Annotated in this window: 27 protein-coding genes; 15 read left to right on the top strand and 12 right to left on the bottom strand. The window is 60.3% G+C overall.

Going from position 1 to position 25,823, the window contains the following annotated elements; genetic code table 11:
* Window positions 1–66: 66 nt before the first annotated feature.
* Window positions 67–867 (bottom strand): AIM24 family protein, encoded by an 801-nt coding sequence (locus tag EKH80_RS09350; RefSeq protein WP_126684488.1) that lies wholly within the window; start codon window positions 865–867, stop codon window positions 67–69.
* A gap of 513 nt (window positions 868–1,380) precedes the next feature.
* Complete coding sequence (gene folE, locus EKH80_RS09355; RefSeq protein WP_126684489.1) at window positions 1,381–2,013, bottom strand: GTP cyclohydrolase I FolE; 633 nt, start codon at window positions 2,011–2,013, stop codon at window positions 1,381–1,383.
* A gap of 745 nt (window positions 2,014–2,758) precedes the next feature.
* On the opposite strand from folE, the gene EKH80_RS09360 reads away from it, so the two are divergent.
* From EKH80_RS09360 to EKH80_RS09380, 5 genes are all read left to right on the top strand, one after another.
* The gene (locus tag EKH80_RS09360) at window positions 2,759–3,031 is read left to right on the top strand and encodes a hypothetical protein (protein WP_126684490.1); all 273 of its coding nucleotides are present in this window, start codon (window positions 2,759–2,761) and stop codon (window positions 3,029–3,031) included.
* 71 nt (window positions 3,032–3,102) lie between these two features.
* Window positions 3,103–3,651, top strand: coding sequence for a GNAT family N-acetyltransferase (locus tag EKH80_RS09365; RefSeq protein ID WP_126684491.1), 549 nt, complete (start codon window positions 3,103–3,105; stop codon window positions 3,649–3,651).
* 587 nt (window positions 3,652–4,238) lie between these two features.
* Window positions 4,239–4,982 carry an alpha/beta hydrolase family protein gene (locus EKH80_RS09370; protein WP_230473568.1) on the top strand — a complete coding sequence of 248 codons (744 nt, stop codon included), beginning with the start codon at window positions 4,239–4,241 and terminating at the stop codon, window positions 4,980–4,982.
* A gap of 166 nt (window positions 4,983–5,148) precedes the next feature.
* Window positions 5,149–6,336, top strand: a complete 1,188-nt coding sequence (locus tag EKH80_RS09375; RefSeq protein ID WP_126684493.1) for a CapA family protein — start codon at window positions 5,149–5,151, stop codon at window positions 6,334–6,336.
* Between the two features lie 119 nt (window positions 6,337–6,455).
* On the top strand, window positions 6,456–7,016 hold the full coding sequence (locus EKH80_RS09380; RefSeq protein ID WP_126684494.1) for a hypothetical protein: 561 nt from the start codon (window positions 6,456–6,458) through the stop codon (window positions 7,014–7,016).
* An 82-nt stretch (window positions 7,017–7,098) separates the two neighbouring features.
* Here the strand turns inward: EKH80_RS09380 and EKH80_RS09385 are convergent, their stop codons facing one another.
* Window positions 7,099–8,703 carry an MFS transporter gene (locus EKH80_RS09385; protein WP_126684495.1) on the bottom strand — a complete coding sequence of 535 codons (1,605 nt, stop codon included), beginning with the start codon at window positions 8,701–8,703 and terminating at the stop codon, window positions 7,099–7,101.
* A gap of 722 nt (window positions 8,704–9,425) precedes the next feature.
* Between EKH80_RS09385 and EKH80_RS09390 the strand changes: the two genes are divergently transcribed.
* The 3 genes from EKH80_RS09390 (at window position 9,426) to EKH80_RS09400 (ending at window position 11,359) form a co-directional block, all read left to right on the top strand.
* On the top strand, window positions 9,426–9,761 hold the full coding sequence (locus EKH80_RS09390) for a hypothetical protein (protein WP_126684496.1): 336 nt from the start codon (window positions 9,426–9,428) through the stop codon (window positions 9,759–9,761).
* Between the two features lie 449 nt (window positions 9,762–10,210).
* Window positions 10,211–10,726, top strand: coding sequence for a hypothetical protein (locus EKH80_RS09395; protein ID WP_126684497.1), 516 nt, complete (start codon window positions 10,211–10,213; stop codon window positions 10,724–10,726).
* A 174-nt stretch (window positions 10,727–10,900) separates the two neighbouring features.
* Window positions 10,901–11,359: a hypothetical protein gene (locus EKH80_RS09400; RefSeq protein ID WP_126684498.1), complete on the top strand. Its 459-nt coding sequence runs from the start codon at window positions 10,901–10,903 to the stop codon at window positions 11,357–11,359.
* Between the two features lie 72 nt (window positions 11,360–11,431).
* Here EKH80_RS09400 and EKH80_RS09405 read toward each other — a convergent pair whose 3' ends face one another.
* Window positions 11,432–12,373, bottom strand: a complete 942-nt coding sequence (locus tag EKH80_RS09405; protein WP_126684499.1) for a helix-turn-helix transcriptional regulator — start codon at window positions 12,371–12,373, stop codon at window positions 11,432–11,434.
* A gap of 141 nt (window positions 12,374–12,514) precedes the next feature.
* Between EKH80_RS09405 and EKH80_RS09410 the strand changes: the two genes are divergently transcribed.
* Window positions 12,515–13,036: a hypothetical protein gene (locus EKH80_RS09410; RefSeq protein ID WP_126684500.1), complete on the top strand. Its 522-nt coding sequence runs from the start codon at window positions 12,515–12,517 to the stop codon at window positions 13,034–13,036.
* Window positions 13,037–13,067: 31 nt separating this feature from the next.
* Here the strand turns inward: EKH80_RS09410 and EKH80_RS09415 are convergent, their stop codons facing one another.
* A complete protein-coding gene (locus EKH80_RS09415; protein ID WP_230473569.1) occupies window positions 13,068–13,691 on the bottom strand; it encodes a PadR family transcriptional regulator in 624 nt (207 codons plus the stop codon).
* 99 nt (window positions 13,692–13,790) lie between these two features.
* Here EKH80_RS09415 and EKH80_RS09420 point away from each other — a divergent pair, with 99 nt between their 5' ends.
* Together EKH80_RS09420 and EKH80_RS09425 are read left to right on the top strand one after the other, a co-directional pair.
* The gene (locus EKH80_RS09420; protein ID WP_126684501.1) at window positions 13,791–14,999 is read left to right on the top strand and encodes an FAD-dependent oxidoreductase; all 1,209 of its coding nucleotides are present in this window, start codon (window positions 13,791–13,793) and stop codon (window positions 14,997–14,999) included.
* 115 nt (window positions 15,000–15,114) lie between these two features.
* The gene (locus tag EKH80_RS09425) at window positions 15,115–15,864 is read left to right on the top strand and encodes a hypothetical protein (RefSeq protein ID WP_230473612.1); all 750 of its coding nucleotides are present in this window, start codon (window positions 15,115–15,117) and stop codon (window positions 15,862–15,864) included.
* 458 nt (window positions 15,865–16,322) lie between these two features.
* Here the strand turns inward: EKH80_RS09425 and dbpA are convergent, their stop codons facing one another.
* The 5 genes from dbpA to EKH80_RS09445 all read right to left on the bottom strand — a co-directional run bounded on the left by dbpA (window position 16,323) and on the right by EKH80_RS09445 (window position 19,057).
* On the bottom strand, window positions 16,323–17,702 hold the full coding sequence (gene dbpA / locus EKH80_RS09430) for an ATP-dependent RNA helicase DbpA (RefSeq protein WP_126684503.1): 1,380 nt from the start codon (window positions 17,700–17,702) through the stop codon (window positions 16,323–16,325).
* Window positions 17,703–17,748: 46 nt separating this feature from the next.
* Window positions 17,749–18,243: a YaiI/YqxD family protein gene (locus tag EKH80_RS09435; RefSeq protein WP_230473571.1), complete on the bottom strand. Its 495-nt coding sequence runs from the start codon at window positions 18,241–18,243 to the stop codon at window positions 17,749–17,751.
* On the bottom strand, window positions 18,240–18,389 hold the full coding sequence (locus EKH80_RS23975; RefSeq protein WP_196240362.1) for a hypothetical protein: 150 nt from the start codon (window positions 18,387–18,389) through the stop codon (window positions 18,240–18,242). Before EKH80_RS23975 ends, EKH80_RS09435 begins: the two co-directional genes overlap by 4 nt.
* Before the next feature lie 71 nt (window positions 18,390–18,460).
* Window positions 18,461–18,691, bottom strand: coding sequence for a hypothetical protein (locus EKH80_RS09440; protein ID WP_126684504.1), 231 nt, complete (start codon window positions 18,689–18,691; stop codon window positions 18,461–18,463).
* A gap of 12 nt (window positions 18,692–18,703) precedes the next feature.
* Window positions 18,704–19,057: a YkgJ family cysteine cluster protein gene (locus EKH80_RS09445; protein WP_126684505.1), complete on the bottom strand. Its 354-nt coding sequence runs from the start codon at window positions 19,055–19,057 to the stop codon at window positions 18,704–18,706.
* Between the two features lie 254 nt (window positions 19,058–19,311).
* Between EKH80_RS09445 and EKH80_RS09450 the strand changes: the two genes are divergently transcribed.
* On the top strand, window positions 19,312–19,500 hold the full coding sequence (locus tag EKH80_RS09450; RefSeq protein WP_126684506.1) for a hypothetical protein: 189 nt from the start codon (window positions 19,312–19,314) through the stop codon (window positions 19,498–19,500).
* A 191-nt stretch (window positions 19,501–19,691) separates the two neighbouring features.
* On the opposite strand, the gene EKH80_RS09455 is transcribed toward EKH80_RS09450, so the two are convergent.
* Window positions 19,692–20,639, bottom strand: coding sequence for a CPBP family intramembrane glutamic endopeptidase (locus EKH80_RS09455; RefSeq protein WP_126684507.1), 948 nt, complete (start codon window positions 20,637–20,639; stop codon window positions 19,692–19,694).
* A 153-nt stretch (window positions 20,640–20,792) separates the two neighbouring features.
* The gene (locus tag EKH80_RS09460) at window positions 20,793–22,337 is read right to left on the bottom strand and encodes a glycoside hydrolase family 30 protein (protein ID WP_126684508.1); all 1,545 of its coding nucleotides are present in this window, start codon (window positions 22,335–22,337) and stop codon (window positions 20,793–20,795) included.
* Window positions 22,338–22,670: 333 nt separating this feature from the next.
* Between EKH80_RS09460 and EKH80_RS09465 the strand changes: the two genes are divergently transcribed.
* The 3 genes from EKH80_RS09465 to EKH80_RS09475 all read left to right on the top strand — a co-directional run bounded on the left by EKH80_RS09465 (window position 22,671) and on the right by EKH80_RS09475 (window position 25,711).
* Entirely contained in the window at window positions 22,671–22,937 is a 267-nt protein-coding gene (locus tag EKH80_RS09465; protein WP_126684509.1) for a hypothetical protein, read from the top strand.
* A 152-nt stretch (window positions 22,938–23,089) separates the two neighbouring features.
* On the top strand, window positions 23,090–24,169 hold the full coding sequence (locus EKH80_RS09470; RefSeq protein WP_126684510.1) for a hypothetical protein: 1,080 nt from the start codon (window positions 23,090–23,092) through the stop codon (window positions 24,167–24,169).
* Window positions 24,170–24,352: 183 nt separating this feature from the next.
* Complete coding sequence (locus EKH80_RS09475) at window positions 24,353–25,711, top strand: hypothetical protein (RefSeq protein ID WP_126684511.1); 1,359 nt, start codon at window positions 24,353–24,355, stop codon at window positions 25,709–25,711.
* Window positions 25,712–25,823 lie beyond the last annotated feature (112 nt).

Below are 25,823 nucleotides of genomic sequence, written 5' to 3' on the forward strand. Positions count from 1 at the left end.
GGCCAACGCTCATGCCGAGCCCGGCGTGCGCCGGGCTCTTTGTGCCTTTGAGGCCTGGGCGAGCGGCTAGTCGTCCTTGCCGAACAACCCGCCGAGCACCGAACCGATCACGCCACCGGCGATCGCGCCACCGACCGAACTGCCCGAGTCGCCGCCCAGCACGGACGAACTGCTCCCGGCCTCACGGGCCAGGTAGGGCTCCAGCGAATGCGCCAGATTCGGCATGGTAAGGGTCTGCAGCCAGACCTGGCCCGGCCCGGTGAGATTGGCGATGAACAGGCCATCGCCGCCGAATAGCTTGTTCTTCAGGCCGGGAAGCAGGGTGATCTCGAAGTTCACCGAGCCTTCGAACATGCCGATGTGTCCGGGATGCACCTGCAGCGTTTCGCCGGGGGCCAGCGTGTAGTTGACGATTTCGCCGCCCAGCTCTACCCAGGCCCGGGCGTTGCCGGTGAGTTTTTGCAGCACGAAACCTTCGCCGCCAAAGATGCCGGCGCCGAGCGAACGCTGAAAACCGATCGCCAGCTCCACGCCTTCCGTGCCGCACAGAAAGCCGTGGCGATGAATGAAGTAGGTCTGGCCGGCATTCACCTGGACTTCGACAATAGTTCCCGGCACTTTCGCCGCGAAGGCGACCATGCCCGGCGAGCCCGAAGTCTCGTATTCGTTCATGAACAGCCCGCCGCCCGACAGGGCGCGCCCGACCACGCCGAGAAAGCCTTTGGCACCGGCTGTCCGAGCCGAAGTCTGCAGCACGATGCTGCGGGTCATCCAGGAGAACCGGCCCGGCTCTGAAATGATTTTGTCACCTTGTTCCAGGCCCACTTCCAGGACCGGCAAGGTCGTTCCCACCATACGAGTCTTCATTGCATTGTTCCCCTACATGGAATGTATCTGCCAGGCATGCTGGCATGGTCCTGGTATGCGTCCATTCTGGCCGAACAGGCTCCCTGGAGGGGAGTGCCTTGCTGCAGATATCCATCCGGCCACCGCGCACAGCTCCCATTCATCGCTGGACCAGTGCGCTCTAAACGTGCGCCTACAAATAGAAAGGCCCCCTTGCGGGGGCCTGTAGCTCCATCCCTAGGGGGGTGATGAAGCTTGGGGTGCTAACCGCCGGGCGCGCAGAGGAAGGGCTGTCCGGCTGCAGTAGGATGCACCGGAAGTCCCGTCAAGCAAATCAGAGGGTGGCCCGACTTCTTGTAGGCCTAGGACTACAAGATCCAAACCAAGCGGCCACCTTCGCGCGCTGCATGCGGCGCCGGCGGACCGTAGGCTGGGTTGCTAAACCCAGCATTGCCATGCATGCAAGTCACGCGATTGGGTTTAGCAACCCAGCCTACGGTCCGTCAGACGCGCAAGCGGTGCGGCCTCAACATGCTAGCGGTGGATCGCGCGCAGAAACTCGTTGCGAGTCTGGGCGCAATGATCAAACTCGCCCATGTAGCATTGCGTGACAACACGTTCGTCCCCGCGGCGGTTCTCGCCCATCAGCAAGCAGAGCTGCTCGGCTTCGATCAGGCAAGCCGCGCCCCGTGCTTTGCCATGGGCAACCAGCGCTGCCGCGACCTCGTTGGTGATCCACTCCTGATACGTGAAGCGATGAGCGATCGCATCGATCATCCTGGCGATACGCCCGAAGCCATGCAGGCGCCCTCCGGGCAGGTAAGCCACATGGGCCACACCGCGAAACGGAAGCAGGTGATGCGGACAAACCCCATGCACAGCGATGCTGCGAATGATCACCATGTCTTCCCTGCGATCATCGAAGCCCACGCCCAGTGCCTCGGCAGGATCAACGTCATAGCCGTCGAGCAGGCGGCCCTGCCAGAGCTTGCGCACACGTTGCGCCGTGCGGGCCGTATGGGCGGCATCGATGTCGATACCGCTTGCCCTGAGCAGATTGCTGACTGCCATCTCGAAGGCGGCAGGATTGAACGGGCGCTTGCGCGGAATGGTTGCAAGCGGCAGGTCATGTGCATCGCACGCATGCTCGCTGTGGGTTTGCTGCATACATTCTCTCTTTTGAGGGATGGCCGCCCCATAGCGCCAGAATGCGCCGGAGGATCAACCCTGCAAATCAGTCGGCAGCGCGAACATCTGCAGGACTAAGACTACAGATCCCATTCAAACGCATCGCTTCGCGAAGACCGGGCCAGGCAATGCTAAGGTTCGCTTTCAACCCCAGAAAGACTTCCCGGTGCAGAGCCAAAGCCAGGAAATGGATACGGAGACTATGGACGAAAAGCGCTATTCGCTTCGTTATCGCTCAAGCCGCATGGAAGTCTGGAGGTGGTACTGGCGTGCCTGGCTAGCCAGGTATGGGTGGTGGCATCTGCTGATTGCAGCAGCCGTAACTTGGCTGACATTGGCCAACTCGGGCGCACGATTTGGGCCCGCTGAATACTCGCTCCGGTTTGTGTGGATAGCGCCATTGGTCATCGCCCTGATGGCTGCCTGGCCGCAGCTGGCATTCAAGAGCCAGGAACCTGTCCTGGAGGTGGGACCGGAGGGCTGGTCTTCGCGGATCGCCGGAAAAGTCGGCTCCCGAGCATGGAAAATGGTTGCGTCGATCCAGAGCAACCACGAGATCATTGCCCTCGTAAGCGATTCGGGTAATGCCTTGCTGATACCCAGGCGGGCGTTTCAAAGCGAGTCTTCGCGCGAGGCCTTTCTATCGGATATCCGGCGTTGGCACGCTGCGAAGGTCAGCTGACACTGACTGTGAAAGCTATCCTGCAGCGATATCGAGAAGATAATGAACACTCGACTGACACCCATCAAAGGGGGAAGTGTGCCTGACTACCAACGGATTGCGGTGCTGATTCTTCGGCTCGGTGGAGCTATCTGGTCCAGTGCTCTTGCAGTCATGTGGGCTTTGTATGGAGTTGAACTGGCGATGGGCCTTGCTGTGCAGCACTATCCCGCTCACACCGTCATCGGCAACTTGGCCTACGTGGGTCTGGGCTTGCTGCTCGTATTGGTGGCAAAGCCACTGGTGCGCCTGCTTGGTCGTGGCCTGGATGGCTGACAGCACGTCCGCATTCGTTGAGAGCCGCAGCAGGCTCGGGGTGTCAAACCGATTCAAAACCAGGTACGCGCATGTTTGAACCTGTCATTCTCGACACCAGGCGCCTCCTCCTCCGCCCTCTTCGGAAGGAGGATGCGTCCATCTTTTTCGAAGTGTGGTCTGATCCTGAGGCGGTGCGCTACTTTTCGTTTCCGCCTATGCAGGATGTCGAGCAGGCGCATGCTCGCGTTGCCGACAAGCTGCAGTCCTCGAGCGACGGCAATAGCGTGATTTGCGTCATTGAATCGAAGGATACAGGTGAGGTGCTTGGTGACTGTGCGCTGTTCAATGGAGTTTCGCATTCCCGGCGCGCCGAGATCGGATACTGCCTCGGACGCAAATACTGGGGAAAAGGCTACATGGTTGAGGCGGCAGACGCCCTCATCGAGCATGGGTTCAAGCAGGCAGGACTGCGTCGAATCGAAGCAGACATCGATCCGCGCAACCTGCCGTCGATCCAATTGGTCGAACGCCTTGGGTTCAAACGCGAAGGGTACTTGCGTGAACGATGGATGATAGGTGGAGAGGTTGCGGATACCGTCCTGTACGGACTGATCCATAGCGATCGTTATCAAGCCTGATCCAGGTTACGCGAATCCTTGAGCTTTCGATGGGAGGTTTCCATGTCTGAGATTTCCCCACGTTTTACGGCTTCGAACCCTCGCCAAATCAGCGAGATAGCGTATCGATGCCATGCGTGTTTTTGCTTGTCATTCCGGCGAAGGCCGGAATCCATGCTTCGGACGTGCCATGGATTCCGGCCTTCGCCGGAATGACGAGTCGCTTTGAAACAGCATCAACGTAACGCTTATTTTGCGGGAATGATTGCAAAAAAACGTGGAGATACTTCAGTCTCCGTGCCCGCATTCGACCTGGTGCGGACGCTAGCAACCCTATGGCCAGGACGAAGCTTCAGGCTACGCTAACGCGTTCTTGCCCAATTCCACCGAAGCCTGGCCATTCACCTAGTGGGGACGAGATGAAGACCTGCGTGACATCTCTGTTGCTGTCAGTCTGTTTGTACTCCTGCCTTGTCCTGGCTCCTCCCTGTGCGCTTGGACGAACCGCAACAGACGGCGACGGTGCCCAAGCGAGCCTCCACGAGAAACCCCAGGCCGAGCCTCGGGCTTCGATGGAAGTCATGCGGATTCCCAGCCACGGGGCGCAAATGAACGCGCTGGTCTACGTCGCGGCAGGTGCCAGGCCTCATCCGGTCGTGGTCCTTCTGCACGGCTTTCCGGGCAATGAGCGCAACTTGGACCTGGCGCAGGATATCCGGCGCGCGGGATGGGATGTCGTCTACTTCGACTACCGGGGCTCCTGGGGTTCGCCTGGGAATTTTTCGTTCTCGCATGGCATCGAAGACACCGCTGCGGTGCTTGCCTATCTACGACAGCCGGCGAATGCCACGCGACTGCGGCTGGATCCGGCGCGTATCGTCCTGATAGGGCACAGCATGGGTGGCTTCATGGCGGTCCAGGCGAGTGCCGCAGATCCCTCCGTAAAAGGGATCGTGATGATCTCGGCGGCCGACATGGGCGGCATGCTTGAACAGATGTTGGGGCAGGAGCCCAAACAAGCTGCTTTGCATGAGGCCAGCGCAGGCTTTGCAGGGGAGGGCATGGCGCCGCTCAGCGGTTGCACGCCGGACGGACTTGCCAACGAGCTGGCGGAGCATGCGTCAGCCTGGGCCTTCCAGTCCAAGGTCGATGCGTTCAAGCGGCGACCCATGCTGGTTGTCACATCGGACGACGGTTTGGCAAGCGACGACGAAGCTTTCGCCACGGAGCTTCGCAAGGGCGGCAATAACCAGGTGACCAGCGTGCACCTGGCGACCGACCATGCCTTCTCCGACCAGCGCATCGAGCTTTCGCATGCCGTGCTGCAATGGCTTGCGCCGCTGGCGCATTAGCGTCCTCCTGCCTGGTAACGAGATTGTGCTCGGACCTCCCGGATGCTGAGCGGGAAAATCAACTTTCATTTGCGGATTCAGTAAGTGCGTGCGGCGCGCTACCTAGCGGCATACACCTGTAGAGTTATCATGATGAGATCGTAGGCACATCCAGCGAGCCAGCGCGATGGCAGCCCCTGTCTTTCCGGACGGCAAAGAGATCTCGTTGTTGCTGTGCGGCGACGTGATGCTGGGGCGGGGCATCGACCAGATCCTTCCGCATCCTTCGGAGCCTCGCTTGTATGAGTCACACATGAGCTCGGCGAGGGACTACGTGGCGCTGGCCGAACGCGTGAACGGTACGATCCCCATGCCGGTCGATGGCGAGTACGTGTGGGGAAATGCGGCGGCTGAGATCGGGCGCTGTGCGCCCGACGTGCGCATCGTCAATCTCGAAACCGCCATTACCACCAACGACCGGCCCGAACCCAAGCAGATCAACTACCGCATGCATCCGGCCAACATCGGTTGCTTGCAGGCTATGCACATCAATTGCTGCGCGCTTGCCAACAATCACGTGCTCGACTGGTCGCGTGAGGGATTGCTGGAAACGCTCGTGCACCTGGACAAGGCCGGCATCGCCCACGCGGGTGCTGGCCGGACTCTTGATCAAGCGGCTGCACCAGCCATCCTGCCGGTTGCGGACGGACGCAGGGTGCTGGTGTTCGGCTTCGGCCTGCCCAGCAGCGGCATTCCCGCTACCTGGGCGGCCAGCGAATCGAACCCTGGCATCCATCTGCTGAAGGATTTCTCCAATCCATCCATCACCCGGATCGCGGACCGGGTCCGGGCGTGGCGACAACCGGGGGATCTTTTGGTCGCCTCCATCCACTGGGGGAGTAACTGGGGGTATGACATTTCGGCCGAACAGCGTCAGCTAGCGCACGACTTGATCGACACCGCCGGCTTCGATGTCATCCACGGCCATTCCAGTCATCACCCGAAGGCCATCGAGATGTATCGGGGCAAACTGATCCTGTATGGCTGCGGAGACTTTCTCAATGATTACGAGGGCATCGAAGGACAGGAGCCCTTCCGCAGCGATCTTGCTGTCGCCTATCTGGTGCGATGTCCCGCCGGCAACGAGGACATCCCGAACCTCGCATTGCTACCGTACCGAATACGAAAGTTCCGTCTGCAAAGCGCGAGCGAGGCCGAGCGAAGGAGCTTGCAGCGGACGCTGGACGGCGAGAGTAGGCCGTTCGGGGTTCGGATCCTGGAGCAGACTTTGCCATGGCCTCCCGTGAGTGGGGCATTGCTGGCCCACTTCTCTCTGAACCGGATTTCGGACGCAATGCCTGGTGGCAACGAGTGACGAATGGCACTGTAACCGGTCATGGTCGATCATGAAGATTCCTCGCAATGCGGTACTGCTGCGCGTAGTTTGCACGGCCCGGCCTGGGCTGCATCAACGCGGTTTCCTTGGGGAAAAAGATGAGCGACCGACGCTTTCCGTGGATGCGTAGCGCAGCGACAGCAGTGGTCGCTCTCGCCGAATGGATGCAGCTTGCTTGGCAGCATTTTCATGGCGGCGTGCTTGGTCACCATTTCCTGAACCGTGCCGACATGCCGGTGATTTCCAACGGGTGGGGAGGTTTGCTGCTCCCGTTGGTGACATGGGTTCTGCTTGGTCGCGTGCAGCGGCGTATCGCGTCGCAAGACGATGTTTCGAAAGCCTATGCCCTGGTCGGCTTCGGCAGCGCCCTGCTTTTTGGCGTGCTGCTATCTGTGTTTTTCACGCTGGGCAACGACCTGGTTCCCGGCGCCATGTTCGAATCGCTGTTTCTGGTCGCGCTGGTGGCGCCGATTTATCGCGCCGAATACCTGTTAGGTTTCGTGCTGGGCATGGCTTTTACATTCGGAGGTGTCCTGCCGAGCATCGTTGGCTCGGTGATGGGGATCATCACCCTGGTGATCCATCGCTATGTCCGGCCCATGTTGTGGCGTATCGGCTCGATGATTGCGGGAATGGCGAAAAAACGCGGGAAAACTTGAGGCTAGGGGAGCCAACAAGAAAGGTTGATCCATCCAGTCCCTGTTTGGCGTGATGGCGCGACAGGAGTGACCAGCCTGGATTTCATCCGTTTCTCCCGGAAACGGGCACTCCATGCGCCGCTTGCCTCCCCTCAATGAATATCCACGCACTGGCCGCACTCAGTAGCGCCAGCGCGGCGGAAACCAGCATCACGCACCGAAAGCCTGAGAGAAACGACAGGTTCACCGCATGCTTCAGCGCAGCCAAGGTTGCGTCAGGATAGCCGGCGGGCATGACGATGCCTGCAAGTTTCTGGCGTTGCCCGACAACTGCGGCAACCAGCCCTGTTGGTGCACGAAGACTGCGCAGTTCGCTGTCCAGCACGATATTGAAGACCAAGGTGAGCACGAACCCGAACAGTGCTATGGCGAGTAGAGCTGCGGCGCGCGATACCGCATTGTTGATGCCTGACGCCGTGCCGGCCAGGTCCCTACCCGCCAAGTTCATGACCGTCGTGGTCAATGGCGCCACCGTAACGCTCATGCCAAGGCCAAGGATGCAAATGGCAGGGAAAAACGCCGTCCAATAGCTGCTTTCGGTGGCAGGCAGCGCGAACATCGCGAACCCGGCCGCCGCGATCGTCGGCCCAATCACCAGCGGCAGCCTCGATCCGAACCGGTCCACCAGACTTCCTGTCCAGCGCGACAACAGGAACATGATCGCAATGAACGGCAGCAAGGCGGCACCGGCTGCCGTCGCGCCATAACCCTGCACCTGGATCAGGTTCAATGGCAGAAAGAACAGGCTGCCGCCCAGCGCCGCATAGAGCAGCAAGGTCAGCAGATTGGCGCCGGCAAAGTTGCGCTCGCGAAAAAGCGCCAACGGCAGCATGGGCGATGCTGCGTGCGCCTCGACGCGTACGAATAGCAGAAGCGCGAGGATGCCGATAACCGCGGCCAACCAGATCGGCGCCGCCGTCCAGCCGCGAGCAGGGGCTTCGATGAAGGCGAACACCAGCCCTGCCAAGCCGATCGTCACCAGACTGGCGCCAAGCACATCGACGGGACCCTCCATGCGCCCCTTGCTCTCAGGCACTTTCGCCGCACAAATGGCCAACAACACGACGCCCACTGGCGCATTGATCAGGAAGGCCCAGGTCCACGAATAGTGTTCTACGAGAAAGCCTCCGATGACCGGCCCTATGGCAGCCGTGATGCCACTGAATGCGGACCACGTGCCGATGGCGGCGCCTCGTTCCGACTGCGGAAATGTCGCGCTGATCAACGCCAGGCTGCCCGGCACCAGCAGCGCGGCGCCGATGCCCTGGAAGGCGCGAGCGGCAATCAGCTGCAGCACGCCCGAGGACAGGGAGCAGCCGATGGAGGCCAGCATGAACAGGCCCGCGCCAAGCATGAAAATGCGCTTGCGTCCGAACCGATCTCCGAGTGTTCCGCCTACCAGCAGCAGCGAAGCGAGAAACAGCGCATAAGACTCCATCACCCATTGGGCGTCTGAAGTGGAGGCGCCCAGCTCCCGCTGGATGGCCGGCAGCGCCACGTTGACCACCGTGCCGTCGATGAAGGCAAGACTGGACCCAAGTATCGCCGCCACCAGCGTCCAGTGCCGCGACGGCGCGGAGCAAGGCAATGCCTGTGCACCGCCAAGGATGACACCTTCTTCACAAGGAGGCTTGCCTATCTGGCTCATGTCCGCTGCCGACATCGAGACCTGGCGGAGCTTACTCCGCTATCGGCTGCAGCGTTCGACTCCCCGATAGGCACGGGCGAAACAGTATGTTAAAACCGCGCTGTTAAAAGGGGCTGCCTGATATGAGTACGCCAAGCATCAGCAGTACGCAGCCGCCATCGGTGAGTGGTCGTTTTGCCGTTCACTACACGCGTTACAAGGCAGAACCCAATCATTCGCTTCGGCCGATATCCGCCGTATCGACGGACTCCCAGGTCGCGGCCGCGGAACGGCTGGCCGCCGCTATTGCCGCCGCATTGGCACAACTAGGGCTTACCTCAGGGGCCAACGCATCCCGCTCCGATAGCACGACCGCAACCAGCGGCGTCCCGCTCACGTCCGCTTCGTCGCAGCAGAGAGTGTCGGCGCCGATACGGCAATATAGAAACGTCGCGTCGACGTACTCCAGTTTGGCTCAGGCATTAAGTGCCGGCCCGAGCAGTACCCCATCAACTTCAAGCGGAGCTGGCAGTTTGACGCCCGTGTTTCAAAGCCTCTGGACATCACTTGGCTCGTCACCCGATGGGGCAATCGCCGCTTCAGCCGAAGCAATGCCAAGCTTGCCATCCTTTCTTGAGACGTTGGCGCGCCACTTCAGTGAAAGCGGCATCACCGGCCTGCGCGGGATGTTTGTCGACACCACGGCTTGAAGTCGTCCACAGACCTGCCCAGTACGGAACCCTATGCGCTACCTGCCTCTGCTGCTGCTTGGTCCATGGCTCGTCATCCTCGCCTGGGCCTATTGGGCAGTGGGAAAGCGTTTTCGCCGTACTTGGCAGCTCAAGCTCTATGACATCACGGTCATTTTGATTGCCCTTGGCGTTGCCTACGGGGGTGCACTGGTGGCGTTTGACGATATCGCCATTCAAAACGTGGGCAGCTTTGGGCGAGAGAGCGGAGGTATCTGGAAACAGGTCATGCCGGCCCTCTACGGCTACGGTGCCTTTGCAGCGGTGATGGCCGTGGGAATGGCGGTGCGATGGTTCCTTGGAAGACGCGAAAGCACCCGGGAAAGGTGACGCTTACTGCTTTCAACTGAGCGCGAAGGAACATGACTTCATATACAGAGCAATGGAAGACCTTGAGGCGCCTTGAATGGTGCTTCTTCGGTTGGATTTGTGTTTGTCCAGCATTACTTCTCGCTGTAACGCTTGCGTTGCCGCAGCTGATTAATTTTCGAAGGGCAGCAGTCCACGACGCGGTTGGATATATCTACTTCGGTCTTTGGGGGAGTGGCGCTTTGCTACTGAGGGTTTGGCTTGGCACCTTCAAGTGTCCAAGGTGCGCCTCCAGCTTTTACGGTGGTGAACGCGTACCGCGCAAGACATGTGTGCACTGTGGTCTTAAACGCGATGCAGAGGAATGACCGTGAATGCTCACTTTCGACCCGTGGTAAACCATTTATAGGGAGAGATGGATGCGTCGTACTTCTTGGCTGGTTGGGCTTGTTCTTGCTGCGGTTTCCGGCGTGGCATCGGCCGCCGCGCAAACGAACGCCGGCGGGCTTGCGCCTTGGCGTTTTGAAATGACCCCGCAGGAAGTTGTCGCGTTTCAGGATTATGGTCCGTATAAATCCTTCAGCAATGGCGACTTGGAAACCTATGCCGGGGTATTCAATGGCCACAAGGAGAACGTGCAGTTTTTCTTCAAGGAGGGGAAGCTGGCGCGAATCGGCATCTATCTCTATGAGGGTCAGGACATCAAGGCCGCGGCTGCCACTTGGGGCCGGGCCTACGCCAGCTTGAAATCGATGTATGGCCGGATCGAGTTGCCGGATATCCATGTTTCCGGCAGCAGTAGCGAGCTGGCACCGGATGCCGTCGCTGCCGCCGGCGGAGCCAATGTAGATGTCGCAGGGCGGTCGCAAATGGCGCCCATCAAGCAACCCTCGGACAAATTTGTGTTTGCTAGCTTCCGGCGTCAGAACGTGCAGGGCCGCCTCTTCTACTACGTGATCGTGTACTGCGAACCGCCGCGCGGTTGAAGGTGTTTGGGGCGTGGCCAAGGCCGAGTTTTTCCCTTGATTCGAGCAAAAATCGGAATGACGAGCAAAGAAGCACATGGCCGCGATGAGCTGTTTCTCCCGAGCCGAAGCGGTCAGCCAAGTTAACCACCGTCGCTTCCGACGCCGAGCCCGCAAACCAGGATTCTCAATCGGATGAACATGACGCTGCTGATCAAGCGCATTTCCGCATGGGTGCTCGCCGCAAGCTTCTTCTTGCCTTTGACCCAGTGCTCACAGAAACAGGGAGATTCATCGCCGCCGGCGACTCTATCGGCAAGCAATGCTTTCGACTGGCCTGGCCTATTCTCAACCGTCGCTTTGCTTCTTTTCTTCTGGCCTTTGGCGATTGAGCTTTGGCGAATGATGAAAGGGTTGCATCCGCCAAGTCGAAAAGCATCTTGGACGGAAGTCGGCCTGAGCGTACTAAGCTTTGCGGGAATTTCCTGGCTCGTCCTGACCTGGCATTTGAATTTCGGTGCATCAATACGATATGGCGCGTATCTGGCTTACGGCAGCGCATTTGCGTATGGCGTCACGTCGTTGGTCGAGGCGATAAAGAGCAATCCGCGACGTGAGTGCCCGCCAGGAGCCGGATCGAATTCATCTGCTTAGAGTGTAGGCTGGGATGGCAATCCCAGCGCCGGGATGACGTATGGAAGCTGGGATTGTCATCCCAGCCTACGCTCAAGCCATAGCCAGGCGGTTAGCCAGGTTTTGCAGGGCGTGGCGCAGCAGCGCGGGGCTGTTTACGCGAAATCCGAACGGCAAGCGAGCCAGCTCGCGTGCGAGCCAATCCAGATCATCCACCTGGCTGCGCATCAATACGCCGCGCTCAATGGGTTCAAACACGCCGATGGCATTGCCAAGGTTGTTCATGGCGTGCGGCAAGTCGGTAAACAGTTCCACCTCGGCTAGATAAGTGCGTGGTTGGGTGGCGAGGCTGTCGGCGAGATGAGCCAGGGTGTCGAAGTGGGCGGGTCGTTCAAAGCCGGTGCCAAGCGGCTGTGCAGCGGTGATGCGATCCAGTCGGAACGAACGCAGGTCCTGACGGAGATGGCAACGGCCCACGAGGTACCAATAGCTATTGCGGTAACCGAGTCCGAACGGATCGACCGCTCGCTCGGTGTGCTCATCCTGAGGCGAGCGATAACTCAAGCGTATCTGCTGCCGTTCCTGGGCAGCCTTGCTCAGCTGCATGAGCAGGGCGCCGTTCACGTTGGGAGCAGGGCGCCCACTCTCCAGGCTGACGGTCTCGGTCAATGCGCGCACTTGCTGTTGCAGTCGCTCCGGCATCACGCGCTCCAGCTTGGCTTGCGCGCTGGCCGCCACCGCGCCGGCATGGGTCATGCCCAACCGCTGGGCGGCCAGCAGGCCTACCGAAAGCGCCAGCGCTTCGTCATCGCTGAACATCATGGGCGGTAGCTTGAAGCCGGGCACCAGCATGTAGGCGCCGTGGCGCCCGCGCTCGGCCGTGATCGGAATGCCGATTTCCTCAAGAATGGTGATATACCGACGCAGGGTGCGCGGGTGGATAGCCAGCCGGCGCGCCAGTTCGCTGCCGCTGATTCGGCGGTGCGCCTGCAGCAACTCCAGGACGGCCAATGCCCGGCTGGTTGGGTGGTACATGAAGAGCCCCTGGGGAAGGAATTAGGACGCAAACTGTCCTAATGGTTGCCTAGCATGCAGGCGTCCCGTGGGTACCGCAAGCGAGCAGTGCAGTGAGCGCTGGTGGCCACTTTCGTCTTACGCCAATGGAAGGAACGCCCTGTGAAAACGATCGCTTATGTCTATGCAGCATTGTTGGCCTGCAGCCTGGCTTCCCCGGCCGCCATGGCTTCCGTCGACGGTCCGCATTGCACCGACGCCGCCCATCGGCAATTCGATTTCTTTGCCGGCAACTGGGACGCTTATGACAGCGCAGGCAAGCTGCTTGGCCACAACCGCGTTGAAAAGGCGCATGACGGCTGCGTGCTGATCGAGCACTGGAGCGGGGTGGAAGGGGAGAGCGGCACCAGCCTCAACATCTATGACGCGAACCGCAAGGTCTGGAACGAGACCTGGGCAAGTAGTCACGGCACGCTGCTGACCATGGAAGGCGGCATGCGAGGGCAGCAGATGGTGATGATCGGCACGCACGTGGAGGAAGATGGACGCGTCGCCCTGCATCGCAATATCTGGACGCCCATGCCGGACGGCGTGCATCAAGTCTGGGACTACTCGCTCGACGGGGGCCAGACCTGGATCGTCAACTATGACGGCTATCTGCGGCCGGCCAAAGCACCGCGCTGAGGAAGTGCGCGTCGCGCCTTGCCCATTCGCATCAATCGTGCTGGCCGCCTTCAAACTGGGCGGCCAGCTTGCGCAGCCACTTCTCGTTCCAGCTGATCTCGCCTGATTCGAGCTGCGCGATCAGGCCGTCCAGCCATTTGATCTCGGCTTTCAGCAGCACCTGCTTGTATTCGTCGTCCAGCATGCATAGCCGTGGCAGCCCTTTGCCCTGCAGCTCCTTCATGATGGCGGACGAATGGGTCAACTGCTGCTTTTGCGCTTCACGTCGCCGCAGCAATTGCGCGAGCACCACGTCCGGCGAAAGCGCCATCACCGTGGCGAGCGCTGCGGGGAATTCATTGAACTCGCGCCGCGGCTCGCCCAGCATGCCTTCCAGCCAGGCATGGAAGGTCTTCTTGCCCAGGGGCGTGATCTCGTAGATCACCCGCTCCGGCCGGCCCTCTTCCTGTTGCGTTTCGCGCACGCGTATCAGTTCGGCCGCCTGCAGCTGCGCGATGGTCTGATAGACGCTGTTGCGTTGTGCCACGTTGACGACGTTGTCCTTGCCGCGCTGCTTGATCAACTCATGCATGCGATAGGCGTGCGAGGGGGCCTCCACGACAAAGGAGAGGATCACCATCGCCAGCGGCGACCGTTGCCGGGGGCGGGTTTTCACGAGTGCATCCTCAAGGACGGGAATAGGGGCTATCTTGCGTTTATAGTCATAATATGTCTATATAGTCATATTATGACTTATGAAACCGAGGGTAAACGCATGGCCGCCGTAAGACACGCACTCATCATCGGGGGTGGTATCGCCGGTTCCGCGGTAGCGCTGGCGCTGGCCAAGGCCGGCATCCGTGCAACGATTTACGAGTCCCATCCGGCTGCGGCGGACGGCGTGGGAGCCAGCCTGATGCTGGCTCCCAACGGGCTGGAGGCACTGAAAGTCATCGGCGTTGACGCTGAGCTAAGGGTAGCCAGCCGGCCTATGGCGCAGATGGTCCTGGCGAACAGCCGCGGAAAGGTACTCATCCGTTTCCATGGACTGAAAGGGATGCAAGCCAGTCGTGTGATAGAGCGCGCCGATCTCTACAAGGTACTCAACCAGGCGGTGAAGGATGCCGGCATACCGGTGGTGTACGGGAAGCGGCTGATTGCGGCGAGCGAGACGTCTCACGACGTACGTGCGCAGTTTGCCGATGGCAGCCATGCCAAGGGCGACATCCTGATCGGAGCGGACGGTATCCGCTCGACCGTGCGCGAACTGATCGATCCGAACGCGCCATCGCCGCAGTATGCGGGGCATTTGGGGTTTGGCGGCTGCGTGCCGCATGGGACGGTCAACGTAGCTCCCGATAGCATGACCTTTGTCTTCGGCAAACACGCCTTTCTCGGCTACTGGCCGGATGCGGACCGGGGAGTCTGCTGGTTCGGCAGCCTTCCACACGATGTACCAATATCGATGACGGACGTGCGCAAGATACCTGCATCGCATTGGATCAGTCGCTTGCGCGAGCTTTATCGCGACGACCAGCCTGCGCAAACCTTCCTGAGGCACACTGATCCGGAGCAGCTCCTCGCCACGGGCGCAAGCGAGTGGATGCCGCCGGTTCCTCGCTGGCACAGTGAAAGAATGGTGTTGGTCGGCGACGCCGTGCATGCGCCCTCATCCAGCTCGGGGCAGGGTGCATCGCTGGCGATAGAAAGCGCGGTTGAGCTCGCACGCTGTGTGCGCGACCTGCCGAAGCCCTCTGCGGCGTTTACCGCTTATGAGCAGCTGCGTCGAGGACGTGTGGAAGAAGTGACAGCTCATGCCGCCAGGACCAATGGCCAAAAAGCCTCGGGGCCGTTGGCCAAGGCTCTGATGCATATCATCATGCCGATCGCGCTGAAGACGTTCTTCAATCCGGCCAAGCTGTTCGGGGCGCAGCATGGCTACCGCATCGATTGGGACGCCCCTGTGCTTGCCGCGGCGCCATGAATTGCGCGCATACTGGATGCACTTCGTCCGCCCGAAGTGATCAGGGGCCTCAACTCATCCATGCGGGGCAACAGCCCCAAGCGAGGTTCTCATGAACACCATCCCATCCTGGCTAGTGTTGTCGTTCACGCTGTTATCCGCCGCCGCCGTTCAAGCGGCGGACAAGAGCACTTCAACCATCATTCGGGACTACACCGATATCGTGGCTCCTGCCGATCAGCAGGCTTATGAAACGGGCGTCAAGAACTTCAATCAATGCCTGCATCAACATGGTTTCAAGTTCACGTGGAAGGCGTGGGTGCACGAGACGGGAAACACCTATGCCTATTCGTACGTCTCGGACCCGGTTCCATGGGAAAGTTTCGATGCCATGGACACGGCGGGCAAGGCATGCGACGCAACCCTCAGATCGGCGGTAAATCCTCATCTGAAAAGCGAGACCAGCGCATTTGTCGAAATGATGCCGGAATGGAGTCATATGCCCAAGAACTCCGATCCTGCATCGGCCCTGATTGAAGTTACCTTCTTCAAGCTCAAGCCCGGTCATGAAAACGCGGAAGCGTTCATGGCTGCGGCAAAGAAAATCGCGGCGGCCGCCGAAAAATCCAATTGGGCCGTCAATTACATGATCGGCAGAGTTCGCGAGGGCGATGAAGGCGCGCCTGACTTCATCCTGGTGGAGCCAGCCAAAAGCTGGGCGGAGCTTGGCAAGGAGCCCGATCCCACGGTATGGAAGATGGTCGAAAACGTGTATGGGAAAGAAAGCGGCCAGGCGATTCGCAAATCCGTCAATGATGCTTTGCAAAGCGTGTCGTCGCATGTAGATAGCTACAGCGCCGAATTGACGTACACGGCCGGCAAGTAAGAAAACTCGCATAGAACAGGATCAGATTCACTCCCTGCTCGGATGTGAATCTGACCCTGAGGGTTTTTCGATGCCTTCGCGTGCATCCAGGTAACAAGCGACTCAATAGTAAGTTCAAGGCGCGATGGAAGAGTTAACCGGAAACGGCTCCCTCCCCTGTATGCAGGGGAGGGTTGGGGTGGGGTTGTACGAGCTTGCCGCACTGTTTGACTTCATCGCGAGCTTGCTTCACCCCACCCCAGCCCTCCCCTACTACACGTAGGGGAGGGAGCCGATGCCCGCCAGCAGAGACATGGCGCTAATCAGATGCAAGCAGGGGAAGAGCCTGCTTCAGGCACGGATTGAGCCATGCGATTTTGCCCCGGACAGCAGTGGGCTTTGCCCGGAATGACCGATTGCTCTGAACCAACATCAGTGTGGATCCGGGCCCTCGACACGCCGGTCGCCCACCACGGGCGTCAAGCCAGAGTCCGGACTCGTAGATTGCGCCCTTTGATCTTGCCGGCACGCAAGCGTTCCAATGCCCTGTTCGCCAGCGATCGAGTGATTGCTACGTAAGCGCGCGTGGCGAAAACATCGATCTTGCCGACGTCGTCCGCCTTGAGCCCTGCGTCGCCGGTCAGTGCGCCGAGGATGTCGCCGGGGCGTAGCTTGTCCTGGCGTCCGGCGTCGATGACCAGGGTCTTCATCGGCGCCAGATTCAGTGTCTTGCCGCGCGGCGGCGAAAGCTTCAGTGGACGCCAGGGCAGCGGTCGGCCGAGCACCTGCTCGATGTTTTCGGCCTTGGGCAGTTCGCGCGGCGTACAAAGGGTTATCGCCAGGCCTGTTTGCCCGGCGCGACCGGTGCGACCGATGCGATGGGTATGCGTATCGGGATCGTGGGCGACGTCGTAGCTGATTACCAGCGGCAGTGCAGTGATGTCGAGCCCGCGCGCCGCGACATCGGTGGCTATCAGCACGGCGCAGCTGCGATTGGCGAACTGCACCAGCACTTCGTCGCGATCGCGTTGTTCCATGTCGCCATGCAAGGCCAGCGCGGAATACCCACGGGCATCCAACTCTTCCGCCACGGCATCCACGTCGCGTCGCATATTGCAGAACACCAGCGCATGCTGGCCACGTTCGCCGGTAAGCAGTTGGGCCAGCGCGTCGAGCTTGCGAGCAGGTTCAACGTCAATGAACTGCTGCTCGATCGCGGGTTTGCCGTCGGCAGGTGCTTCTACGATGACCTCGACGGGGTTGCGCTGCACGCGCCGGCTCACCTCGCGGATATCGTCCGGATAAGTGGCCGAGAACAGCAGGGTCTGGTGATGCTTGGCGATACGCCCGACTATGTCGTCGATCGCTTCGCTGAAGCCCATGTCCAGCATGCGATCCGCCTCGTCCAGCACCAGCACCTTGATGCCGCCGCCATGCAGGCTGCCGCGCTTGAGGTGCTCTTGCACGCGGCCAGGCGTGCCAACCACGATATGCGGATCGTGGGTCAGCGAGGCCAGCTGCGGGCCCAAAGGCATGCCGCCGCACAGGGTCAGCAGCTTGACGTTGGGGATGTTCGCTGCGAGCTTGCGAAGGGCCTTGCTCACCTGGTCGGCCAGCTCGCGCGTCGGACACAGCACCAGCGCCTGCAAGCGGATCGTTTCCACGCGCAGCGATTGCAGCAGGCTTAGCCCGAATGCCGCGGTCTTGCCGCTGCCAGTCTGGGCCTGGGCGATCACGTCGCGACCTTCCAGCATGGCCGGAAGGCTTTGCGCCTGGATGGGCGTCATCTCGCTGTAGCCCAGTGTTTCGACACTGGCGAGCAAGGCAGGTTTGAGGGGAAGCGTACTAAAGGCAGTCATGCGACATGATCGCACAATCGGGCCTTTTGCCCGCTGAAAGCTTCGGCTAACCCTTCGTAGATGCGTTGTGTTGGGTGTGCTGCGCCAACCAGCGATCAAGCTGATTGGCAAAGGCCTGCCGGTCACGCATATGAAAGGCGGGCGGACCGCCGGTTTGAACGCCGGCTCCCCGTAGTTCCTCCATGAAGTTGCGCATCGACAAGCGTTCAGCCATGTTGTCGGGCGTGTAGCGTTCTCCACGCGGATGGACGGCCACACCGCCCTTCTCGATGACGCGCGCGGCAAGCGGAATGTCTTGCGTGACCACAAGGTCGTCGGCCTGCAAGCGCCTGACGATTTCGTTGTCGGCCTCGTCAAACCCACCGCTTACCGTGACTGCACGGATATAACGCGATGGAGGGCGCGACAGCGCGTGATTGGCGATCAATGTCACGTGAATCTTGGCTCGTTCGGCGGCGCGGAACAGGATCTCCTTGATCACGCCAGGACAAGCGTCGCCATCCACCCATATCTGCGGCCCGTCGGCTTCAGGCGCATTCACGCAACGCCCCCGGAGGGATCTCTTCCCGTATCGTTTGACTTCGGGTTTTCGCGCTCTGCCTTCTTCTTGGCCTGCTTGGCGTCCTGTTGCTTCTTCTTGGCCAGTTCGCGCTGACGCTTTTCAAAAGAGTAGTTGGTCTTGGCCAAGGGAGGTGCCTCGTTCGATGTAATGGAAGTGACGTCGGTCCGTGCCATTTGGCATGACCGCACAGGGAAGCTTATTCCTGGCCGGAAGGCCGCGCGCCAGCCTTGGCAGCGCTGTTTGCCTTGGCGGGAGTTTCAGCCTCCGCGGATTTGTGATGAAGCGGGGTGTTGCCCAACACTTCAATCCGGCCGCCGGCCTTGTTGAAGGCTGCGATATCTGCAGCAATGCGTTCGCTGGTCAGGGTTTTGGGGGAGGCGGAACCGGTGGACGGGCCGTGGGGACCGGCTTGGCGGGGGTTGGACATGACGAAGTCCTCTCATTTCAGGGTGATATCGATGCTGCGGGAAGGTTGTTTTGCATAGTCGGAGCGAACGGCGCGGCAGTACGGGCCGCCCATCACGAATCGCCGGCAGGTGCTTGGGCGATCGGCATAAATTCCGCAGTTCATGTGGGTGCGATCCAGTGCCACACACCACCCGTCTTCGCCGTGGGCCATCACGTGGACGCCATTGGGAAGATAACTGGTGAGGTGGGTGGGGACGTTGTCTTCGGGCGCCAGGACAACGATCAGGCGACAGCAAACCGCAGCGCAAGTCGCGCAATTTGCGGTGCTTTTCGCTTTCTTTCCGGACGGGGTCCGGTCCGCGCGGCGATTGGAATGGTCTGGCATGGGTGCTCCCGTGGGGCGTCACCTCCCAATCGAGGTGGTTCACGCGTGGGCTGGGGGAGCGAAGCGCGCCGCTGCTGAATGGCAGCGCGGGCCGCAAAAAGGCAGGAAATACCTGCTAAAGCATAGTACACCATGCCGGCCGGCTGAATTTGTGTACTGCCGGCGCCTAATCAATATGGAAAACAAGGGGTCTGCGCCGACTGGCGTTTAGGAGTATGGTGGATGGTCCCGCCGCCCTCCATTCAGGTGCCCGAATGAACGACACACCCAAACCCCTGTCGGTAGCGACCATTCATTCGGTTTATTCCGGCGCAAAGATCACTTCGGTCGTCGAGCAGGCAAAAAATTTCAAGTCGACCAACAGCTTTGCGCGCGATGCTTCCCATTCGGGTCAGGCCCCCGAAAAAGCCAAGGTGGAAAAGAAACGGCCCGAGCGCCCGTGAGGTTCGCGGGTTTTGCCGCATCAGACGATTGGAGCGTGCCTTGACCGGGCATGCTCCAGGCTAACGTGCACCGACGTCAAAGAAAAAAAGTAAACGAGCTCGGCCAGGATGATCCTCGCGCTTGCCATCAACGATGCAAGCGCGCCCTGATGGAATGGATGGCCGAAGACGACGCTTCCAATGCCCGGCCGTTACGCTGCCGCTTCCGCACCATCCACCGGTGCAACGACTTGCTTGCGGCGTATCCATGCAGGCGAAACGATGCAGCCGCGTTTCAGCGCGATGATGAGCAGCACCAGCGACAGCAGCGTGCACGTAGTCAGGGCGACCACCGATGCCTCGGCGCCGAATGAGGCGCCAGTGAGCCAATCCGGGCCGGTGCGGGTGGATACCAGCCAACCGTCCGCCGCCGTGCCCGATACCGGAATGCCATAGACCGTACCTTGGCAGAAATTCCACGCGAGGTGCAGGCCCATGCATATTGGCAAGGAGCGCGTGACCATATAGAGCAGGCCGAACAGGAAGCCGGCCTCGATCGCGATGGCGGCCGAACTCCATAGCGTGGCGCCCGGGTTGCCATGGTGCGCCAAGCCAAAGAACGCCGCCGAGACGAGCAAAGCCGCCCAACTGCCCAAGCCTTCCTCCACGATGCGAAAAAGCGCGCCGCGGAACAGGATCTCTTCGCCAATGCCAGCGCCGAGGCCCACCATCAGCAGCGGAGTCACCCAGTTGGCATGCGGATTGAAACCTACAACTTGGTAGCTACCGAGTAGCCACATCACGCCTACCACGGCGCTGAACAACGCCGTGCCTATCGCCAGCCCGATCAACGCCCGGGAAAACATCGTGCGCGACAGCAGTTCGGTGGGCGTGCGACGTTCGATGAAACGAGCCAACAGCAGGAAGGCCGTCAATTCCGGTATCGTGCGTCCGAAAAATTCACCCAGCCCGTGCTGCAGCGGAGGGGCGGTATGTGTCCATCCCAAAGCATGTAACGCTTTGGACACCACCATGACGCTTGGCATGAAGATGGCGACAAATATCACCAGCCGGGCGATCGACGAATACAACAACCAACGCTGCCAAGTCGGCACTCCGACAGGCACGGCAAATGCAACCCTCTGGCCAGAAACGAACATCGCTGATTCCCCTATAGACGTGATTGAAGTCTGGCGGCTAACGCAAGGGCGCACCCAGTGACGTTGGTAATCCCCTGCCGGAGGTCATTGTAGGATGACGAATCGGCGCTTGCGAAGGACTGCGGTGCGCCTGGATCGTGCCATGCCGACGCCTCACCGGGCGCTCTTCAACCAATCCAGGGCGCGTCGCATCCATGCTTCGGCCCGGCCCGGGTTCCATACGAAGGTCGCCACGCTTTGCGGCGGCATCGTGTATTCGAAGCGAGTCGGGCCCTGTGCGACCGAGACGGGACGCGCAGCCGCGTTGCTGTTCACCATCACCAGCACGATCGACCCGTCGGTAACGTTCTGGAATGCCACATTGACGAAGCCCTTGTCGGTCAGCGTGGAATCCACTCTAACGGCACCGGGCAGGACGAATTTGCTGAAGTGGGCCAATGCGTAGTATTCGTCGTTGCGGCTCACATCGCCTGTGCCTGAGTCGATCGTGACCACACCCTTGCAGGCGTCACAACCGCCGAAATGGGGACCGTGCTGCTTGTCGAGCACCAGGTTCCAGTACACGACGCCACGAGCCCACTGCCTGGTGCCGGCGACCAGCAGCTCCTGGGTAAACCAGAGCAGCTCACCGTTCTTGCTCGATGCCCAATCGCCTCCGGAGCACTCGGTGATGTAGGTGTCCTTTTGGGGATACGCACGATGGACGCGGCCTTGCGCATACTGGCTGCCCTCGTAGCAATGCCAGGCAACGCCATCGATATAGCGCGCGGCATCGGGGTTTGCCAGCACGCTCAGCACCTGATCCGGCTGGCTCCAGTTGTGATCCCATTCCAGGATCTGGGTTTTTTGCTTGCGGCTGGCCAGCTTCGGGCCGAGATATTGCGCGACGATGCGTGCTCGCGTGGCCGCAGGCATTTCCATACCCGGATACGTAATGGGCACGAAGCCGGGCTCATTCTGCAAGGTCAGGGCGAAGATGGGGATGCCGTAGCCGAGGTAGGCGTCGAGATATTTGACGAGGTAGTCCGTATAGGTGCTTTCGTACTGCTCCAGCAGCTCCCCGCCGATGAGGTTTGCGCTGGTTTTCATCCACGCCGGCGCGCTCCATGGCGATGCGATGATTTGCAATCCCGGATCAATAGCCAGGATCTGGCGTACCGTCGGTATGACGTCGTGCAGATTGGGCGTGATATTGAAATGCTGCAGCTGCGGATCGACCTGGCCGAAGGGAACATCATCCAGGGTATACGGCTTCAACGAGAAATCCGAGGCGCCAATGGTCAGGCGCATCATGTTCAGGCCAAGAGCGGGTGGCGGGCCATACAGCTCGCGCAGCAAGGCCCTGCGCTGGAAGAAATTCAGCTTGTTCCGCAGCAGCCACGCCGACGAGTCCGTCATCGCCGCGCCGAAACCGACGATGGTTTGATATTTCTTCTGCACGTCGATGACGATATCGGCGGGCAACGAACCGCGCGCGCTCATGGCAATATCGGGCCGTTGCTGCAGCTTGAGCCGGCGATCCGCCGTGCTCAGCCACAGCTGGACAGTCGGGATGACCGGCCGCGCCGAAGGGACGGCTTTGAGTTTTGCCCTGGGCTGCTCGAAGCGTGGCGCATAAACAGCCGCCAGCGTGAGCAGAATGAGCGAAGCGATGAGGGCGATGACGGTACGATGGGAATCCGGTCCGCGCTCATTCATGTACGCAAATCACTCGTGCTCACGTTGGTCTGAAAGCCGTGCCGATCCTTCGAATGTCACGACGGGCTGACTTGGCGTGGAAGGATCGTACACGCAAAGGGTTTCCCGTTGGTCAAAAATTGAAAAGCCGGCAGCGCCTTATCTTTTTTAAGGGGAGGTAAGGAGGTCGGTGGCGTTCACGCTCGCTGTCACAAGCGGCGAGGCGCACGACGGGCTGGACTCAGTGGACGAACGAGGCGAGCGGCAGGGGAATCTGACCATGCGTTCCCCGTTTCGGCGCCAGCCAGCTTGGCGCGACTATCCTCAAAAGCGGACGAGACTGGAGATGCCGCCATGTCCGAGAACACGAAGACTCCGCTCGAACACGTCAACGACGCCCTTGCGCAACTCAAAGAGATGCGCCACTACGCGAAGAACAACGTCGAAACCCTGACGGCGCAGTGGCTGCTGTTCGACGGCGAGCTGAAGAAGCTCAAGCAGAGCGGATCGATCGAGACGTTGATGACACGTCAAGGCGAGTTGCACGACGCGCTGGACAAGGAAATCGCCGAGCTTGAGAAACTGGCGGCGACGCTGCAGCCGCCTCCGGAGGAAGCGTAGTCGGCGCTGTCCCCAAACCTGCGTTAGCGCGTAGGCTGGGATGGCAATCCCAGCATCAGGAAGCCGAGTGGAAGCTGGGATTATCATCCCAGCCTACGCACGGTCCGGAGTAAGCTGGCCATGTCGTCCAGGTCAGTCTGGCAGGGGAAGCTATGACCGTTACCTACAAAGATCGATGGCAAGCGATCCGCGCATGGGGACTCGGCGGGAGCTACTTTTCTAATGCGACGAATAAGCTGTCTTGGGTTACCCGAATGTTGATTCTGGCCCTTACGGCCTCATGCGCGCACGCTGCCTCCAATGCATTGCCACCCGAGGCGCAACTGGCCCTCCATTCGGGAGGACAGGCTGTCATCTATTCGCTTGAGCCCTGGGATGATCCCGAGAAGAAAGTACCGCGATTGCATGGCTTCGAGATACTGGGCCAGGCGACACTTAATCCGGCGCAGGCATCCTCGGCTGTCGCTGCCTTTGACGTCGCGATTAGGGGCTTCGACAATGTGATAGCAGCGTGTTTCGACCCTCGCCATGCGATTCGGATTCAGGCGAACGGGCACACTTATGATTTCCTGCTCTGCTATTCCTGTCACCAGCTCGAGGTGTACCGCGACGACAAAGCACTGGGAGGGGCGGGCGCCGCCGGTTCGCCGAAGAAGCTCAACGAGCTTCTGGCCAGCCTCCACATCCCGCTATCGCATTCGCTGGAAGCCCTGCAGGCCAGTGAACGGGAGGAACAGAAAAAAACGGCAGAGGCGCTGAAGCGATGGCTCCCCCAGATGCCTGCGTCGATCCGTCACGTCTGGGACGTCAACGCGCAGTTTCGCATGGGCATGAATCCGTATGGCAAAGCGTTGAGCGATCTGAACGACGCACTGAAAGCCGAAATACCTGATCGCCGTGAGCGGATTCGGCGGCTTCTGGTCTTGTACGGTTCGGGCGAGGGGCCATGGAGCGGATTTGGCGCCTATGAGCTGATCTCAGACGACCTGTTACAGGACTATGCAACTGAAGACATCGTTGCGGTCGCGCAGGCGCCGGACGCAAACGACGCATTGCTTGAAGGCGCCGCGCGGTACCTCTGCGGGTGGAATTTCAGTCGACACCATCCGCAAGACTTCAAATTGATTCCGACCCAGCTCAAAGCGAGGTTGCTTGAGCACACGCTGCATTCCGGCGACCTAGAGGACGATGAACGGCGCAAATGCGCGATGCAAGTGTTCGGGGGGCGCTGATTTTCAAAGGCGTAGGCTGGGATGGCCATCCCAGCACCAGGATACCAACTGGAAGCTGGGATTATCATCCCAGCCTACACGCTATTTATCCTTGCCGAAGGCCCCTGGGGAAAGCCCTAGTTTCACCCCCTGCTTCGTCGGCCTACCTTCTTGATCGCGAAGATTGAAGGAGGTTTTGACGCCATGTCTTACCCTGTCGATTCCATCGCCCCGCGCTACGAAGTTTCGGCGACCGACAACCAGGTCGATCAAACCAAGGTTGATACCGCGCTGCGCATGATCCGCCCGGATATGCCGATCAACCAGTCGCAGCTGGCCAATTTCATGCGCAATCCGAACCTGAACCAGGCCGAGCGCGACCAGATCATCCAGACCCTGGCGCGAGAGAACGGCCAGCAGGTCCGTTTCTTTGCCAATGACGCGGTGCGCTCCGCTGCCGGCGATCAAGCCTCGCTTGAGACCGACCAGCAGACCATTGCCGATGCCGTGCAACAGGCGTACAGCGATGGTGCGATCGATAAGGACGATTTGCTGCACATCGCCGATGCCAATGGCGCGGGAAACGGCGGGCAGCGCTTCATGGCCATTCTGCAGTGGGGCACCAGCACGCGTGAGCCCAACGGAGTGTGCGAAGTGCTGGCCGACGAATTGTGGGCGCGCAATGGCAACAGCGGCATGGATCGGGCGAGCGCAGCGATGTTCTTTACTTCCGATCCCAGCATGATGTCACGCAATCTGGCTACGCCCGATGCGCGTGCCCAGGCGTTCGAGGCCCTGGTCAGCCTCAGCGACAAAAACCCCTACAGCAAGCTGCCGGACACTCCGACCGCTACGGCGTGGCGCGACCAGGCCCTGGTCGCCGAGGGTAGATTGTTTACCGGCTATGGACAGGAACTGGTTGATCGATACACGGGTGTCGGTGCCGACGGCACGCCGATGCACACCGATGTGTTGGCCAAATTCATGAGTCAGACAGTGCTCAATCCAGACGCCAAGGGACTCTGGCTCGACCGCTCGCGCGACCTTGTGCCAGCTATCCGCACCACCATGAACCGTGCCGAGCAAACCTTTACTGATCGTGCGCAACAACCTGGAGTCAGTACGCAGGACCAGGAGCGCGCCATGCAGCAGCTCGGCCGCTTCACCTCAGCCGTCTCCGGCGCTACCGCCATGGCATTGACCCAATACGACGCTGAGATCAACGCCAGCCAGGCCTCCAAGAAAGACTTTACCGACATGGTCAGCAAGATTGTCGGCATAACTCCGCTCGGACCGATCGTCGGCAAGATTCCCCTGGGCGAAGGCGATCAGCTGGTCCAAAATCTGGCCGGGGCACTGTACGACGCCCTGACCCAGAATCCCGATCGCCCCAGTATCGCAATGGCTCGCACGCTCTACGACTATGGCGCCGCGCAAGCCGAATCCCTGAGCAATCAGGTCCACAGCGAGGACCCAAGGATGGCCTTCGACTCCGCCTACTCGGCCGAATTGCTCAACCTGCAGCAGAGCCTCAACGTAAATCTCGGCGGGCACGCGAGTTAGCCCTGAGCAAACAGGGGCGCGTTGACATCACGAGGCACCCGGATAGAAAGCCTGGGTGCCTGCTTCTCTTCATTCATCAACGCGACGACTTGAATACGCGCGCACTTCAAGC

The organism is Dyella choica, from assembly GCF_003977665.1.
Lineage (GTDB): Bacteria > Pseudomonadota > Gammaproteobacteria > Xanthomonadales > Rhodanobacteraceae > Dyella_B > Dyella_B choica.

What these genes read in the sequence shown, in the direction of transcription:
- EKH80_RS09375 (WP_126684493.1), top strand. Translation starts at nt 5,149, where the DNA reads ATGGCAGCCCCTGTCTTTCCGGACGGCAAAGAGATCTCGTTGTTGCTG.
- EKH80_RS09450 (WP_126684506.1), top strand. Translation starts at nt 19,312, where the DNA reads ATGAACGACACACCCAAACCCCTGTCGGTAGCGACCATTCATTCGGTT.
- EKH80_RS09390 (WP_126684496.1), top strand. Translation starts at nt 9,426, where the DNA reads ATGCGCTACCTGCCTCTGCTGCTGCTTGGTCCATGGCTCGTCATCCTC.
- EKH80_RS09380 (WP_126684494.1), top strand. Translation starts at nt 6,456, where the DNA reads ATGAGCGACCGACGCTTTCCGTGGATGCGTAGCGCAGCGACAGCAGTG.
- folE (WP_126684489.1), bottom strand. Translation starts at nt 2,013, where the DNA reads ATGCAGCAAACCCACAGCGAGCATGCGTGCGATGCACATGACCTGCCG.
- EKH80_RS09460 (WP_126684508.1), bottom strand. Translation starts at nt 22,337, where the DNA reads ATGAATGAGCGCGGACCGGATTCCCATCGTACCGTCATCGCCCTCATC.
- EKH80_RS09360 (WP_126684490.1), top strand. Translation starts at nt 2,759, where the DNA reads ATGAACACTCGACTGACACCCATCAAAGGGGGAAGTGTGCCTGACTAC.
- EKH80_RS09440 (WP_126684504.1), bottom strand. Translation starts at nt 18,691, where the DNA reads ATGTCCAACCCCCGCCAAGCCGGTCCCCACGGCCCGTCCACCGGTTCC.
- EKH80_RS09350 (WP_126684488.1), bottom strand. Translation starts at nt 867, where the DNA reads ATGAAGACTCGTATGGTGGGAACGACCTTGCCGGTCCTGGAAGTGGGC.
- dbpA (WP_126684503.1), bottom strand. Translation starts at nt 17,702, where the DNA reads ATGACTGCCTTTAGTACGCTTCCCCTCAAACCTGCCTTGCTCGCCAGT.
- EKH80_RS09405 (WP_126684499.1), bottom strand. Translation starts at nt 12,373, where the DNA reads ATGTACCACCCAACCAGCCGGGCATTGGCCGTCCTGGAGTTGCTGCAG.
- EKH80_RS09475 (WP_126684511.1), top strand. Translation starts at nt 24,353, where the DNA reads ATGTCTTACCCTGTCGATTCCATCGCCCCGCGCTACGAAGTTTCGGCG.
- EKH80_RS09385 (WP_126684495.1), bottom strand. Translation starts at nt 8,703, where the DNA reads ATGAGCCAGATAGGCAAGCCTCCTTGTGAAGAAGGTGTCATCCTTGGC.
- EKH80_RS09370 (WP_230473568.1), top strand. Translation starts at nt 4,239, where the DNA reads ATGAACGCGCTGGTCTACGTCGCGGCAGGTGCCAGGCCTCATCCGGTC.
- EKH80_RS09465 (WP_126684509.1), top strand. Translation starts at nt 22,671, where the DNA reads ATGTCCGAGAACACGAAGACTCCGCTCGAACACGTCAACGACGCCCTT.
- EKH80_RS09455 (WP_126684507.1), bottom strand. Translation starts at nt 20,639, where the DNA reads ATGTTCGTTTCTGGCCAGAGGGTTGCATTTGCCGTGCCTGTCGGAGTG.
- EKH80_RS09470 (WP_126684510.1), top strand. Translation starts at nt 23,090, where the DNA reads ATGACCGTTACCTACAAAGATCGATGGCAAGCGATCCGCGCATGGGGA.
- EKH80_RS09365 (WP_126684491.1), top strand. Translation starts at nt 3,103, where the DNA reads ATGTTTGAACCTGTCATTCTCGACACCAGGCGCCTCCTCCTCCGCCCT.
- EKH80_RS09400 (WP_126684498.1), top strand. Translation starts at nt 10,901, where the DNA reads ATGAACATGACGCTGCTGATCAAGCGCATTTCCGCATGGGTGCTCGCC.
- EKH80_RS09420 (WP_126684501.1), top strand. Translation starts at nt 13,791, where the DNA reads ATGGCCGCCGTAAGACACGCACTCATCATCGGGGGTGGTATCGCCGGT.
- EKH80_RS09445 (WP_126684505.1), bottom strand. Translation starts at nt 19,057, where the DNA reads ATGCCAGACCATTCCAATCGCCGCGCGGACCGGACCCCGTCCGGAAAG.